14 protein-coding genes are annotated in these 15,157 nt (G+C 43.6%); all 14 read left to right on the top strand.

Features of this window, described 5'->3' with window-relative positions; all coding sequences use genetic code 11:
* The first annotated feature begins 42 nt into the window (after positions 1-42).
* Positions 43-1,338, top strand: coding sequence for a DNA (cytosine-5-)-methyltransferase (dcm, locus tag PGW42_RS05195; protein WP_055247004.1), 1,296 nt, complete (start codon positions 43-45; stop codon positions 1,336-1,338).
* 2 nt (positions 1,339-1,340) lie between these two features.
* Positions 1,341-2,297: an amidoligase family protein gene (locus PGW42_RS05190; protein ID WP_006426990.1), complete on the top strand. Its 957-nt coding sequence runs from the start codon at positions 1,341-1,343 to the stop codon at positions 2,295-2,297.
* Positions 2,298-2,309: 12 nt separating this feature from the next.
* The gene (locus tag PGW42_RS05185; protein ID WP_006426989.1) at positions 2,310-2,792 is read left to right on the top strand and encodes a gamma-glutamylcyclotransferase family protein; all 483 of its coding nucleotides are present in this window, start codon (positions 2,310-2,312) and stop codon (positions 2,790-2,792) included.
* Positions 2,793-2,865: 73 nt separating this feature from the next.
* Positions 2,866-7,242, top strand: a complete 4,377-nt coding sequence (locus tag PGW42_RS05180; RefSeq protein ID WP_055247154.1) for a SpaA isopeptide-forming pilin-related protein — start codon at positions 2,866-2,868, stop codon at positions 7,240-7,242.
* An 88-nt stretch (positions 7,243-7,330) separates the two neighbouring features.
* Entirely contained in the window at positions 7,331-8,491 is a 1,161-nt protein-coding gene (gene metK / locus PGW42_RS05175) for a methionine adenosyltransferase (protein WP_270203441.1), read from the top strand.
* Positions 8,491-9,468: a DUF3991 and TOPRIM domain-containing protein gene (locus PGW42_RS05170; RefSeq protein ID WP_006426986.1), complete on the top strand. Its 978-nt coding sequence runs from the start codon at positions 8,491-8,493 to the stop codon at positions 9,466-9,468. The genes metK and PGW42_RS05170 overlap by 1 nt, the downstream gene beginning before the upstream one ends.
* Before the next feature lie 6 nt (positions 9,469-9,474).
* Positions 9,475-10,221: a hypothetical protein gene (locus PGW42_RS05165; protein WP_007884619.1), complete on the top strand. Its 747-nt coding sequence runs from the start codon at positions 9,475-9,477 to the stop codon at positions 10,219-10,221.
* Positions 10,222-10,241: 20 nt separating this feature from the next.
* Positions 10,242-11,045, top strand: a complete 804-nt coding sequence (locus PGW42_RS05160) for a DNA-methyltransferase (protein ID WP_226793175.1) — start codon at positions 10,242-10,244, stop codon at positions 11,043-11,045.
* An 81-nt stretch (positions 11,046-11,126) separates the two neighbouring features.
* Positions 11,127-11,450 (top strand): DUF7768 domain-containing protein, encoded by a 324-nt coding sequence (locus PGW42_RS05155; protein ID WP_015513330.1) that lies wholly within the window; start codon positions 11,127-11,129, stop codon positions 11,448-11,450.
* Between the two features lie 138 nt (positions 11,451-11,588).
* Positions 11,589-11,759 carry a DUF3789 domain-containing protein gene (locus PGW42_RS05150; protein WP_117482321.1) on the top strand — a complete coding sequence of 57 codons (171 nt, stop codon included), beginning with the start codon at positions 11,589-11,591 and terminating at the stop codon, positions 11,757-11,759.
* Positions 11,738-12,046 carry a plasmid mobilization protein gene (locus tag PGW42_RS05145; RefSeq protein WP_024852688.1) on the top strand — a complete coding sequence of 103 codons (309 nt, stop codon included), beginning with the start codon at positions 11,738-11,740 and terminating at the stop codon, positions 12,044-12,046. The genes PGW42_RS05150 and PGW42_RS05145 overlap by 22 nt, the downstream gene beginning before the upstream one ends.
* 6 nt (positions 12,047-12,052) lie before the next feature.
* Positions 12,053-13,342: a relaxase/mobilization nuclease domain-containing protein gene (locus PGW42_RS05140; protein ID WP_007884624.1), complete on the top strand. Its 1,290-nt coding sequence runs from the start codon at positions 12,053-12,055 to the stop codon at positions 13,340-13,342.
* 2 nt (positions 13,343-13,344) lie between these two features.
* Positions 13,345-14,151 (top strand): PcfB family protein, encoded by an 807-nt coding sequence (locus PGW42_RS05135; RefSeq protein ID WP_007884625.1) that lies wholly within the window; start codon positions 13,345-13,347, stop codon positions 14,149-14,151.
* Positions 14,152-14,156: 5 nt separating this feature from the next.
* Positions 14,157-15,131, top strand: coding sequence for an ArdC family protein (locus PGW42_RS05130; RefSeq protein ID WP_044927355.1), 975 nt, complete (start codon positions 14,157-14,159; stop codon positions 15,129-15,131).
* Positions 15,132-15,157: the final 26 nt, after the last annotated feature.

Raw genomic sequence — 15,157 nt, 5'->3', positions numbered from 1 at the left:
TATGAGAGATCATGCCGCCTGTTTTTATCAGCAAAAAGGAGGTTGATAGCCGCAACCATTCAATTTTTTGATCTCTTTAGCGGAATCGGGGGATTTCGTGAAGGCTTAAGACGGGCAGGAAACTTTGTCTGTGTCGGACATTGCGAGGTGGATACTTATGCGGATAAGAACTACCGATTGCTGTTTGATACGGAAGGGGAGTGGTATTGTAATGACGCAAGAACAATCGAACCAGAACGAATGCCAGATTTTGATTTACTCTGTGCAGGATTTCCTTGCCAGGCATTCTCTATCGCCGGAAAGCGAGAAGGATTTGCAGATGCAAGAGGAACTCTCTTTTTTGAAATTGCCCGGATTCTTGAAGCTAAAAGACCCTCGTATTTTATCCTTGAAAATGTTCCCGGTTTGTTATCGCATGACAAAGGCCGGACGTTTTGCACCATCCTCAGTACGCTTTCTGAACTGGGGTACCATGTCGAATGGAAAGTGCTTAACAGCAAGGATTTCGGAGTCCCCCAAGCAAGAAAACGGGTGTATATTGTCGGATATTTTGATTTCCGATGTGCCGGAAAAGTATTACCTGAACCAGAAACAAATGGAGCAGCTCTTGTTCAAGTCCGGGCAGGAAGTCAGGGGAAAAGAGTCTACAGTCCCAAAGGACTAAGCTGTACCCTGACATCACAGGCAGGTGGAATGGGCGGCAAGACAGGATTATATGATGTAGGTGTTCCAATCAAAGAGAATACAAAGCTCGGCTACAAACTTGCAAGAGAAGGGGACAGCATCGATCTGGGTTATGCGAATCTCAACAGCAGGAGAGGAAGAGTCGGACACCAGATCGCACATACCCTGACAACAGGTGTTCAACAGGGAACGCTGCACTTTGTCGATCTTTCACCTCCGCCGGTGGTAACGGAAGAATGCAGAAGCCTGAATACCAGACAATGCGGTGTCCACAAATACAAAGGAGAATGTTCTGGTGTATTAGCAGAGGATGGAGCAAGAGCAGTCTTAACACCAGCAAAAGAGAATGTTCGTCAGAACGGCAGACGTATGAAAGAACCCGAAGAACCGATGTTTACAATTACTGCAACCGATCGTCATGGCATCTTGTATCACGGCAGAATAAGAAGGTTAGTTCCGAGGGAATGTCTGCGACTGCAGGGTTATTACGACTGGCAGATTGATAAGATCATAGACAGCACTTCTGACGCACAGCTTTATAAACAGGCTGGAAACGGAGTAACTGTCAATGTTATCGAGGCAATTGGCAGATTGTTACAAAAGGCAGACTCCGAACTTAACACACAGAAAGTGTCTGAGAAAGGAATCCATTAGGCATGATCGGAATAAAAGACCAATACTTTGGCACAGAAATCGAAATGACAGGGATTACCAGACAACGTGCTGCAGAAGTTGTTGCTGAAATGTTTGGAACAGAAGCATATTATGACGGCACTACTTATGGAGTCTGGTCAGTGATAGATCTGGAAGGAAAAAAGTGGAAATTTATGTCTGATGGGAGCATTTATACACAACGGAAAGTATACGGTCGAATTGTAGACGCAGGTGGAGAATATTCAACAGAAATGGTATCACCGAAATTATCCTATGATGAAATGGGAAAGTTACAGGAAGTAGTACGATGTCTGCGACAGCATGGAGGTTTTGTAAATGAGTCCTGTGGTCAGCATGTTCATGTAGATGCATCGAATCATACACCGCAGAGTCTGAAAAATGCACTGACAATTATGTATGCAAAGGAAGATATCCTGTTCAAAGCACTGAAAGTGCAGGAGAGAAGAGCAAATAGTTATTGTCAGAGGGTGCGACCGGAGGTATTGGAGAAAATCCGAAAAATACCAAATAAATCAATCACAATGGACCGAGTAAGAAATGTCTGGTATGGAGGCAGGGATGGAAGTCATACCCATTATGATCATACCCGTTATTATGCTCTGAATCTTCATGCTGTGTTTTCCAAGGGAACTTTGGAATGGCGTTGTTTTGAAAGCACACTACATGCAGGAAAGGTGAGAGCAAATATTACACTGGCATTAGCCATTTCCGCACAGGCAATCAATCAGAGATCGACACAGATGAAAAAGACACTGATATCAGAAAACCCGGCATTTACATTTCGTACATTTTTATTGAGACTTGGGTTAATTGGAGACGAATATAAAAATGTTCGAAAACATCTGCTGGCAAATCTGGATGGTGATCTTGCGTGGAGATATGATAAAAGCACGTATGAGTGTCTGAAGAAAAATCAAAGGACAGAAGGAGTCAGATAGAGGTGAGAAAAAATGAAAGATAGATATTACTTCGCTTATGGCAGCAACATGAATCTGGAGCAGATGAAGTACAGGTGTCCGGCTGCGGAAGTTGTGGAAAACGTCCGGCTTGAAAATTATCGGCTGGCATTTCGGGGAAGGGCTCCGGGCAATGGGGTAGCAACGGTTCTGCCGGAAAAAGGAAGCTATGTCGAAGGAGTCTTATGGAAAATCACAGAAGCGTGTGAGAAGAGTCTGGATTTTTATGAAGGATTCCCAAGTTTTTATGGGAAAGAATCGATTCGGGTAAAAAATCAGGATGGTGTGGAGAAAGAAGTGTTTGTATATATGATGAACGCTCCGCACAAAGATGTTCCGGCAAAGCCATCGAAATTTTATCTGGATGGAATTCTGGAAGGATGTAAGGATAACCAGATTCCAACGGAGTCTGTCATGGAAGCGGTAAAACGTACCAGACAGGAAGTAAAAAAAGAAAAAAATCGATATGCAAGATAAAACGTACCGCAGAGGAAACATCTTCTGCGGTATTTTACTGAAAAAATCTATTTATAATAGGAAGGAAAAGCACATGAAGGTTAGAAAATTAAAGACCAGAATTGCTGCTTTTGGACTGGCTGTCCTGATGGGCATCAGTACCTTGAGCAGTGCGAATGCGTTTGCGGCCGAACAGACAGGCTCGGAACAGCAGACGGAAGTACAGGCATCTGAACAGGCGGTAACAAGCCAGAAAGATACATCAGTTACAGCAGATGATATCACAAAAGCAGTTTCAGATGATACATTTGCAGTGGAAACCAGTATGGAAGGAATCCATTATGATGCAGAAAAAGAAGATGTTACGCTTGTAAGTATCAAAGATGAGAATGGTGGAGAGTATCATTCAGACAAAGCAGGAACATATATTGCCACTTATATGGTCGTTCCAAAAGATAAGAGTGACAGCTATACCATCACCCGTAAAGTGACTCTGACGGATACCGAAGGACAGGCACATTCCGAAGAAAATGGTGGAGAGAAACAGAAGTCAGATACAGAATCTGAAGATGATTCGGATTCGCCTGTGCAGAACTACACAGATGTAGAAATTGAAACATCCGAAGAAGATGCATCTGCACAGGCAATCAAAGAACTGAAAGAGGACATCGAAGAGGGAAATGTGATGGTATTGTCTGCGGCTGAAAGAGCTACAAGCAGCGGTTCCACAGTTACATTGACAAAGGGGAGAACTATTTATTATCCAAGTTATATTGGAAATTATCTTACTTGCCTGTTTACAGTCAATGGAAAAATTGCATACTGCCTTCAGTCCCAGAAAGCATCCCCACCGAGTGGAAGTTATGTAGCACAGGTACTGGACAGCAATAAAAATCTGCAGAAAGTCCTTTATTATGGTTATGGCGGGGCAGGAGATCTGACAGGAAGTTATCTGTCTGGAAAAACGGAAGATGAAAAGTATGTGTATACACACATTGCAGCCAGCTATGCTTATGCAGGAGAAGCCGGATTTACAGGGTGTAATTATAATGACCTTGTAAATGCAGGGGTTATCGCATATATCAATTATCTGTTTGGACAGGAAGAACCGCCAAAAGGTGAACTGAGCCTTTCAAGCACAAAGCTGAATGCAGTACGGGATGGAAACATCCAGAAAACACCAAATATCACACTGTCTGGAGATCACAGAAACTATGTGACACTGAGTGTACCAGAAAATGTGACAGCACATAATCTTTCCAAAGGAACAAGTGTTACAAATGGAAAAATCCAGATTTATGGTGGAGATACATTCTATCTGTCCGCAGATTTATTACTGACAGGCAGTTATGCTTCCGGCAACTTATATGGTTCTGTCGGAAAGACATGGAGAACACTGGTGTTGACAACCGGAGATTCCAAGCAGGATATCGGTGTATTTGAAAGCGAAACAGCAGCGCCGGTAAGCTTCAGTGTACAGTGGCTGAATATGACACGCATTGAACTTATGAAGAAAGATGTCAATACACAGAATCCACTGTCAGGAGCAGTTTATGGTATTTATACTGATAAGAAGTGTGAAAATCTGCTGATGACAATGTCAGCAACCGGAACAGACGGAAAAGCAGTCAGCGATTATTTTGATTCTGCACTGAAAACAGTGTACGTGAAAGAGATCACTGCTCCGACAGGATACAAACTGAATACAGAAGTATATAAAGTGGCTGTTACTGCCGGAAAGACAATGACTGTAACAGCAACAGATGAGAGAGTCACCGGAAAGGTGAAAATCGCAAAGATCGATAAAGAAACACTTGCATTTAAAGCGCAGGGGGACAGTGTTCTTCGTGGTGCTGTGTATGGTCTGTATGCAAAAGAGGACATCGTGCATCCGGATGGCACAACAGGGGTTCTGTATAAACAGGACAGCCTGATTGCACAGGGAGTCATCGGAGATGACGGAACACTGGAATTTTCAGAATTATACCTTGGAGAAATGTATGTAAAAGAGATCACTCCACCGGAAGGATATACACTGGATACTACCAAATACGAGGTATCAGTAACTTATGAAGGTCAGGATGTTGCCGAAGTGACAAGAGACCTTACGGTAAAAGAGCAGGTAAAGAAACAGGCATTCCAGTTAATCAAAATCAGTGAAGATGGAGAGCAGACAGAAACAGACCTGGTTGCAGGAGCAGGATTTAAGGTATATCTGATCAGCGACCTGACACAGGTAAAAAATGGAAAACTGAAGCCAGCCAATGGAGAAAGCTATACAGCAAGCGATTTCAAAAATTATGACTTCAGCAAAGAGCAGGTTGCAGTTACTTACGAGAATGGAACAGCCGTACCAGTACCAGAACTGATCACTGATACAAAAGGATATGCAGTCAGCCCGGAACTGCCGTATGGAAGTTATGTTGTAGTGGAAAGTACTACCCCTGAGAATTTGAAAACCATTGATCCATTTGTTGTAAATGTGGAAAATGACAGCAGAGAGCCAATGCAGTGGAGAGTATTTGATGACCGCCCGTTTGAATTTTTGCTGAAAATTGTAAAGAAGGATGCACAGACTGGAAATACTGTTTTAAAGGCTGGTGCTTCTTATAAGATTTACGATGTGACAAATAAGAAATATGTGGAACAGGTTGTTCAGTATCCGAAGAAAGAAAAGATCAGTGTATTCGAAACAAACGAGGAAGGATATCTGATCACACCGCAGGAACTGAAGTGCTCTACCTACCGAATCGAAGAAGTGAAAGCACCGGAAGGATTTGTAAGACAGGGAAGCGAGGAGTCCCTGTATGATGGAACAACGATTATTTCACCATTAGAACAGACTACAAAAGGAACATATAAAGAAAATCCACAGAGTGGTATTGTAATTACAGTATCCTCAAACACTGCACATCAGATTGATCCAGATACAGGAGCTGCGATTGTAGAGGTAGAACAGAAAAACGATGAACAGGTAGGAAGCCTGCTCCTGACGAAAAAGGGAGAACAGCTTACCGAAGTAACCGGAGATTCTGTTCTGGCAAAAGTAAAAGCACTGGTTTCAAAAGTAAGAAATGCCGTATCTGGAAAAGAAGAAACAGGTATTTATAAAGGCTTTAAATATGAAGAAACCGGAGTAGAAGGCGCTGAATTCGAAATATATGCCAAAGATACCATCTATTCACCGGACGGAGCAAAGGACGAAGCAGGAAATCCAGTTGTCCGATATGAGAAAGATGACCTGGTAGCCAAACTGACTACAGATGAAAATGGAACAGCAGTTATCAACAATCTGCCACTGGGAACGTATTATCTGAAAGAAGTTGTAGCAGGAGAGAATTTTGTCCTAAATACAGAACAGAAAGAATTTACCCTGACAGCAGAGGATGATACACAGGCAGTTGTTTATGAAGGCGTTACCTATAAAAATGAAAGACAGAAAGTTTTCGTATCAGTAGAAAAGAAAGATTCTGTCACAGGCGAAAAGCTGGAAGGTGTTATTTTTGGACTGTATGCTGCAGAAGATATTCTTTCTAATCAGGGAGAGGTTCTCGTAGAGAAAGATACCTTGCTGGAAAAGAAAGCAACGGATGCAAAGGGAACACTTACTTTCGACAGTGATCTTCCACATGGAAAATACTATGTCAAAGAGGAAGTCAGAAAAGCTGGATATCTTCCAAATGAGGAAGTATGGAATGTAGATGCAACTTACGAAAATCAGAATCTTGCAAAGATTGAACTGAACAAAGAAGTTGAGAATCAGCCGACAGAAACACGCATTACAAAAACAGATGCAACTACCGGAAATGAGCTGGAAGGAGCCAAACTGCAGGTCATTGATAAAGACGGAAATGTTGTGGAAGAATGGGTAAGCAGTAAGGAAGAACATGTCATTTACGGACTGCCGGAAGGAAGTTATACCTTACATGAGGAACTGGCTCCTTATGAAGATGGCTATGTGTCTGCCAGCGATGTGATGTTTGAAGTCAAAGAAGATGGCAGTGTGACAAAGGTTGAGATGAAAGATGAATATTCCAAAGTGGAAATTTCAAAAACAGACCTTACAACCGGAAAAGAACTGGAAGGGGCAAAGCTTCAGATTATCCGCAAAGACGGAACTGTTCTGGAAGAGTGGATTACAGATGGAAAACCACATTCCGTTGAAAAACTCCCAGTCAATGAAGAACTTACTCTGCGTGAGATCACAGCACCGGATGGTTACGAGATTGCGGAAGATGTCACATTTACATTGAAAGATACAATGGAAGTCCAGAAAGTAGAAATGAAAGATGCCAGAACACCGGAGAAAACAACAGAAAAAACAAATGCACCAAAAACAGGTGATAACCAGAAAATATGGGCGTTTGTTCTGCTTGCACTGGCATCTGCTGGAACAGCTACAGGAGTGACTGTATACCGCAGAAAGAAGTCAAAAATGACAGACAACAAAAAAGAAACAGAAGAAAAATAAAATAAGAATTACAGGATAAACCAATCTGACAGGGCAGGAGATGTGCATAAAGCAGCTTCTGCCCTGTCTGTATATAAGGAGAAGAATGATGAGACGTTTTTATACAGCAGAATCAGTAACAGAAGGACACCCAGACAAAGTATGCGATCAGATAGCAGATGCAATCTTAGATGAATGTCTGCGTTACGATCCATCTTCGAGAGTGGCGTGTGAAGTCCTTGCTACAAGAGGAAATGTGTTTGTAACAGGAGAAATCACCAGCGGATATGAACCACCAGTGTTTGATGTGATCCGAAAAGTTTTAGAAGAGTGTGGATATTGTACAGATGGGATAGAAATGGATACGTTTGTACACCAGCAGAGTCCAGATATTGCGAAAGCAGTGAGTGTGTCGAAAGAATTTCGGGATAATATCGGCGCAAAATTAAGAGATAGAAGCAGGGGAGCTGGAGATCAGGGTGTTATGGTCGGATATGCGTGTGATGATACTCCGCAGCTTATGCCAATGCCGACTGTTCTGGCACACCGGATCACACGTGAACTTTCGGCTTGCAGAAGAAGCGGATATATCAAAGATATCTTTTCGGATGGAAAAGCACAGGTAACCGTAGAATATGAAGATGGAAAGCCAGTGAGACTGGAAAGTGTTGTTGTTTCCTGCCAGCATGGTGCAGAAAAGAGCCTGAAGAAGTTAGATGCCGAAATCAGAGAGAAAGTGCTTCGCTCAGCACTCAGATTACTGCCGCCGGATGAGGATACGAAGATTCTGATCAATCCGTCAGGAAAATTTGTGTGTGGAGGGTTTGATGCAGATACCGGACTGACCGGAAGAAAGCTGATGGTGGATACTTATGGAAGTATGGTTCCGCATGGCGGCGGTGCATTTTCAGGAAAGGACTGTTCGAAAGTAGACCGTTCGGCAGCTTATATGGCAAGGTATATCGCAAAAAATATAGTAGCTGCTGAGTTTGCAAGCAAGTGTCAGGTGTCTCTGGCTTATGCAATCGGAGTAGCAGAGCCGGTTATGATTGAGGTGGATACCTTTGATACAGGGAAAGTGTGTGCGGATGATTGTCTGGCGGCAGCAATCCCACTGGTGTTTGGAGTGACACCTGTTCAGATCATGGAATCCCTTCGACTGAACCGTCCGATTTTCCGGCAGACGGCAGTTTTTGGTCATTTTGGAAGAAAGGAGTTTCCTTGGGAGCGGACGGATAAGGTACTGGATCTTCAGGATGCAATTCTGTAATGCCCTGGGTAACGGAAGAAGAGATTCAGGCAGCAAAAAATATGACTGCGTATGAGTATTTGCGGACGCATCAGGCACAGCGGTTGCAAAAGACAAGAACCAGAAATGAATGGCAGTTGACGGACCATGACAGTTTTAAAATCAATGAACTGTCCAGCAAATGGCATTGGAAATCCAGAGATATCGGTGGCGTGTCCGCACTGCGGTTCCTGATTGAAGTAGATGGAATGAAATTTACAGATGCCGTAAAACTGTTGTGCGAAGAGAGTCCGTCTTTTATTCCGACACAGTCTGCGAAAAAGGAAAAACCACCCTTTAAGCTGCCGGAGAGATATTGTAATTGCAGACGAATCAGGGCTTATTTAAACCACAGAGGAATCAGCGATGAAGTGATCACGTATTGCATTTCGCATGAAATCCTTTATGAAAGTGTCCCGTACCATAACGCTGTTTTTGTTGGAAAAGATGAATCCGGAAAAGCAAGATATGCATTCCTGCGAGGAATCTATGAAAAAAACGGGAAAGGATTCAAGATGGAGCAGACCGGGAGTGAAAAAAAGTACAGCTTTTGTATTCCACCTGAAAGAGAAACAAAACGAGTTGTCGTATATGAAGCGTGTATTGATGCACTGGCCCACATGACACTGGAAGAAGGAAAGAGGGATAAATATCGTCTTTCCCTTGGAGGAATCGCTGCTCCGAAAGAAAACACACAGATACAGAGTGAACGTTTTAAAAAGCTGCCGGATGCACTGGAAGAGTTTCTGAAGAACCATCCGGAAATCAAAGAAATTGAAATCTGCACCGATAATGACTTTGCCGGGAGATGGGCGAAAGAACAGATGAAAAAACATTACGAGGGAACGTATCAGATTATTTGCAATCTGCCGGAAAAAGAAGGGGCAGATTATGCAGACCTTGCGAAAGAAAAAAAGCAGACAAATAAATGCAGGGACAGACCATTAGAAAGAAGGTGATAGAGAATGGAAGAAAAAGGAACGATGCACGTACATCTGTTGACGGAGCTGACTGGAAATCTTTATTCAGAAGAATCCGAATGGGAAGAAGAGTGGTCGGAGAGTGATGAATATGGAATGCCATTAGATGGAACAGAACTTGCCGATTATGAAGAAGTCATCCGAGAAGAACTGGAACGCTATGGGGAAGATGATCTCATGCAGTATTTTGACGGAAGTGAGTCCATTCAGGAAAAGATACAAAGTGCAGTTGTTACGATAGAAAACAAAGACGGAATCCTGTACGGCTGTACCAAACTGGAATTAAATGAATTTTTAAGTCAGGAAGAACTACAGGAATTCACCGAATACATTACAGGGCAGTACAGTGACGGGTGGGGTGAAGGATTTGAACAGAGGGATATCAAGGTAGATGGTGGAACGATGAATGTGCATTTTTGGCATCCTAATATGGAACAGCCGAAAATGTATGAAAAGAAAACAGAGCAGATTCCGACAAAGCCTGAGAAACAACGTCCCAAGTTACAGCTCCTTGGACATGATGGGAATATTTTTTCCATTATGGGCGATGCCTCAACTCTTTTGAAAAAGAATAAACAGACAGCAGAAGCAAAAGAAATGCGTAAAAGGGTATTGGAAAGTGGGGACTATTACAAAGCACTTTTGATTATCAGCGAATATGTAGAAACTGAGTTGAGTCCGCCGCCCAAAGAAAATAAAAAGACAAAGAAGAAAAATCAGCCGGAACGCTGAGAAAAGAAAGGATGATGCCTATGACAAATGGACTGAGTTTGGAAGAACTTATGAAAGAGGGAACATACCCGGAGGAATATACTGAAGGGGAAAACTGGAAAATATTACATGGAGATACATTAAAACTGGTCAAAGCATTCCAGCCGGGAATCTTTGATGCAGTTATTACCGATCCGCCGTATGCATCCGGTGGAACAAAACAGAATGAAAGAAATCGTACTACAAATCAGAAATACAGCAGTATGAGTGCTGCCAATGCACTTCCGGATTTCGATGGGGATAACAAAGACCAGAGATCTTGGACGCACTGGATGGCTGAATGGCTCTATGATGTGCGGAAAGCCTGCAAGAAAGGTGCTCCGATCTGTCTGTTCATTGACTGGCGTCAGTATCCATCGATTACCGATGCATTGCAGTGGGCAGGATGGATCTGGCGAGGAACAGCGGTGTGGGATAAGGGAAACTCCCGTCCACAGAAAGGCCGTTTCCGCCAGCAGGCTGAATATATTGTGTGGGGCAGTAACGGACCGATGCCGATCAACCGTCCGGTATCTTGTCTGCCGGGCGTCTTCCGATATGGCAATCCGCAGAACCGGATTCATGTGACAGAGAAACCGTTGCAGCTTATGAAAGATGTTATCCAGATTTGTGAACCGAGAGGGCTGATCCTGGACCCGTTTGTCGGAGCAGGAACAACTGTCCTTGCAGCGGTTATGACAGGTTATCGTGCAGTGGGAATTGAGGTAACAGATGCCTACTACAAACTGGGAAGTGACAGAGTGAAAATTGCATTAGAAGCAGAGCAGAAAGAGGATGAAAAGTAGCCGGGATGTCCAATTGGACATCTTGTTTTTTATAGAGAAAATGAGTGGCATCCAACTGGATGCAGGAAGGAGATGGAGCGTATGGAACAGGCGCTGGCTTATGTGTGCTGTTCAGCAGAAGAAAGCCGGGTAAAAGTGCAGAAATATTGCAGAAAAATCTATGAACTTGGGTATGTACCAATCTGTCCGAGATTTGTATTCTCACCATTCTTGGAAGAGTCTGATGCAGAAGATATGCAGGGATATGGAAGAATGTCCCATATCCTTTTACGGAGATGCCGGATGGTAGTCGTATGTGGGAAAGAAGTGACAGGAACAATGAATACCGAAATCAGTATGGCAGACAGACTCCATATCATTTGTACGACACTTGATGGACTGGTACAGATAAAAGAATCAAAATAAATCAGAATCGAGTCAATCCGGTGCTACAGAAACTGGCGGTACTCGTTTTGCAAGCATAGCGTTTGGATATCCAAACGCACTTTGGGGAGAACCCCAATCCCCCGGACACAGACGGAAATGGAAAGGAAGGATCAAGTCATGTTAAGAAATGGAGTAATGATTGTAATCGCATTGATGAGCGGAGGATTTATAGGAGTGATAGTGACCTGTTGCATGGTTGCAGCGAAAAAATCCGATGAGGAGCTTGGCGATATGATGAAAGAGAAAAGAGAAGGGACGGTGATGCAATGCGAAAACGAAACCATGTGATCCCGGTGCGGTTAAATGCAAGGGAACTCAGGGAATTGGAGGAACAGGTGGAAAAAAGCGGACTGAGTCGGGAAGAGTTTATGCGTTCGCTGATCTTAGGAGCACAGGTACACGCAAAACCTTGTGAACATCACCCGGAACTGCTTAGGAAGATAGCGGGTCTGTGCAATAATGCGAACCAGCTTGCCCATGTTGCGAATGCTTCGGGAATGGCAAGTGAGCAGAGTGTACAGGAAATGCTCCGGCTTACCAAAGAGACATGGCATCTGGTAAAGGAAGAGTGGTAATGACAGATGGCTTATACAAGTGTTATCCCCGTCCACCGCCTGGACCGTTCCATCGAATATGTGAAAGACAAAGAAAAAACCACACAGAAAGCAGACTCTCTGGAGGCTGCCATTGATTATGCCATGAACCGGACAAAGACGGAACAGGCGGTCTTCGAAGATACCATCGGATGCACCAATGAAAATGCGTATGAAGATATGCTGACAACGAAAAAGAGATTCCATAAGATGGGCGGTGTGGAAGGATACCATCTGGTACAGAGTTTTGCAGAAGGTGAGGTGACACCGGAACTGGCACATCTCATCGGGCAGGAACTGGCAGACCGGCTCTTAAAAGGACAGTTTGAAGTAGTCATAACAACACATCTTAATACCAGACACTATCATAATCATATTGTCTGGAATTCTGTAAGCATGGTGGACGGACATAAGTACCATAGTAATGCTAAGAGTTATTATACGGAGATCCGTAAGATTTCCGATGACCTGTGCAGAAAATATGGTCTGTCTATCATTGAATCCAATCAGAAAAAATCAATCCCTTATGTACAGTGGAAAGCAGAACAGGAAGGAAAACCGACATGGAGAATGGCGATCCGTTTGGATATCAGGGAATCGGTACAGGAAAGCTACTCCTGGTTACAATTCCTAAAAGAGATGGAAAAGCGGGGTTATACATGGAAACTGAACAGGAAATACATTTCTTTAAAAGCTCCGGGAATGGAGCGGTATATCCGTCTGCGTTCTCTCGGAAAAAACTATTCCGAAGAGGAAATACGTGGGCAGATACTACAGCCAAAGGTGAAACGAGTCTATCAAAAGGCAGTACAGATTCATCCCAAAAAGAAACTGACCGGGATTCAGGCACTGTATTATTCCTATTTATATCAAATGGGGGTACTGCCAAAAAGACCGAAAAGGAGTCCATACGCTGTCAGAGAGGATATCCGGAAACTGGACCGCAGGATTGAACAGATTGAATTTCTACTGAAACATGACATCATAACCAGAGAGCAGCTTGCCGCGTACCGAGAGCCATTGCAAAAGCAGATTGCGGAACTTATGAAAGAACGCAGAAGATTGTATCGGAATGGGGGCAGGGAGACTGGGGAAGAACGATTGTCCGAAATCAATGAGGAATTGAAGCGACTCCGTAAGGAAGTTCGTATGACCGTTCAGATTGAGAAACATTCCTTGGAAATCGAAGCGAGACTTCAGGAAGCGGAAGAACAGAGCCAGAATGAAAAACGTGTGGAAGATAAAGAAAGAATGCAGAAAAGTCAGGAGGTGAGATAAGTATGAATTACGGAGCAGAACCGGCAGATCAGGTGGTACGGTACAGTCTGGAAGGGATGGAGTATTCGCTGAAGATCACCGGGAATGTAGCAAAGCATGTGGCAGTCTTTATTGCTGCCGCCTTGAAGGACCAGAAAAAGACAAGAGGGAAAACAAGACTTACCAGAATGTTAAAGGAACAGCGCCCGATGAAATTTTTTACCGTTCCGGGTGACCGTTTAAAAGAATTTGCAAAAGAAGCCAAGGCGAGAGGTATCTTATATGTAGTCATCAAAGATAAGGTGAATCCGGACCAGACAGAGGTCATGGTATTTGCAGATGATGCAGCGAAGATGAATCGGGTATTAGACCGGATGAATCTGGATTTTGTAAAAGCAGAATCAGGCTCTATGGTTACGGAAGCAGTGGAAAAAGAGACTGCACCGGAAAAGGCAGAAAACCAGATGGAAAAAGAAACCGGGGAGAATGTACGGACAGAGACCGTTGTCCTGCCGGAAGGCAAGATAGAATTTGAACTGGACGATGCGGAAGAAATGTTCCAGATCGGGGATGAGGCTTTCCCGGAAGGAAATTTTACACAGGCGCAGGAGGGGGAAGAAAAGAATCCATCCGAACCTTTCTCGCGCAACAGAAATACTTCTTCCGATCGGGAAATTAGCTGGAAAGAAAAGAATGAAAAACCATCTGTGCGGAAAGAACTCGGAGATATCCGCAAGGAACAGGAAGAGAAACGTAAGAGGCCGGACAGACGGAAAAATGCCAGAGAGAGCCGGAAGAAACGTAAGAATATGAAAACGAAAGGCAGGTAATGTATATGGATTTAACAGATATGATTTCAGGGGGAACGGAAGAACAGCAGGTTCCTGAACAGAAATTGACGAAAGAAGAATATGCAGCCAAAAAACAGCAGGAAAGAGAAGAGGTATGGGCTGAAGTAGATTCACAGGCACAGGGAGTTTTTCAGGATGGAGAAAAACTGAAAGGCTTTCTGGACTTTATGGCAGAGTGTAATACCCAGAGAACACCGAATCTGCTTTTGATTTACGGACAGCATCCAGATTTTAAGGTGGTAAGGTCTTATGAACGCTGGAGAGAAGAACACCGTTCGGTCAAAGTCGGGGAACATGGCATTACTTATATGATTTCCACTGAATACGAAAAAGACGGAGAAATGCGGAGAGGGTATACGATTGGAAAAGGATTTGACATCAGTCAGATGTCTGGAAAGCCATTGGAAGAACGCCCTCAGCGAAGTCTGACAGAACTGATAGGAACTGTCTTAAAAGACCAGTCGGTACGTGTGCAGATTGAGGATGATCTGCCAGACAAAGTGCAGGCCCAGTACAATCCGAGATACCGTACCATTTATATCCGCAACGGAATGAGTGAAGTAACGACATTCCATGCACTGAACAGAGAACTGGCGTGTGCAGCACTGGACCAGCATACCGGAACCTACAGCCGACAGAAAGTCAGTGCACAGGCTTATTGTGCAGCCTATGTGATTGCGAAACGTTATGGTGTGGATGTTACCGGATTCAATCTGGAGTATATTGCACAGAGAAATGAATGTGGAAAGAAAGATCCACAGGAACTGAGAGACTTTTTAAATGATGTCCGTCAGGCTTCCTATAGTATCCGAAACCATATCGAACGGAATTTTGGTGCAAAGGAACAGGAGTATGTAACCGATGAGTTCGCAATCGGAGACCCTGTAAAAACACCGGAAACCAAGGATGAAAAAGCATCTGGAAAAGAGAAAAAAGCAAAGAACCAGCCGGAACGATAAAAGTGAAAAAGTTGGACGGTTGGAGT

The organism is Coprococcus sp. TM115-187 (genome assembly GCF_027679115.1).
GTDB lineage: Bacteria > Bacillota > Clostridia > Lachnospirales > Lachnospiraceae > Allocoprococcus > Allocoprococcus comes.
Note: the sequence above shows the minus strand (reverse complement) of the source record. Positions and strands in the feature narration are given on the sequence as shown.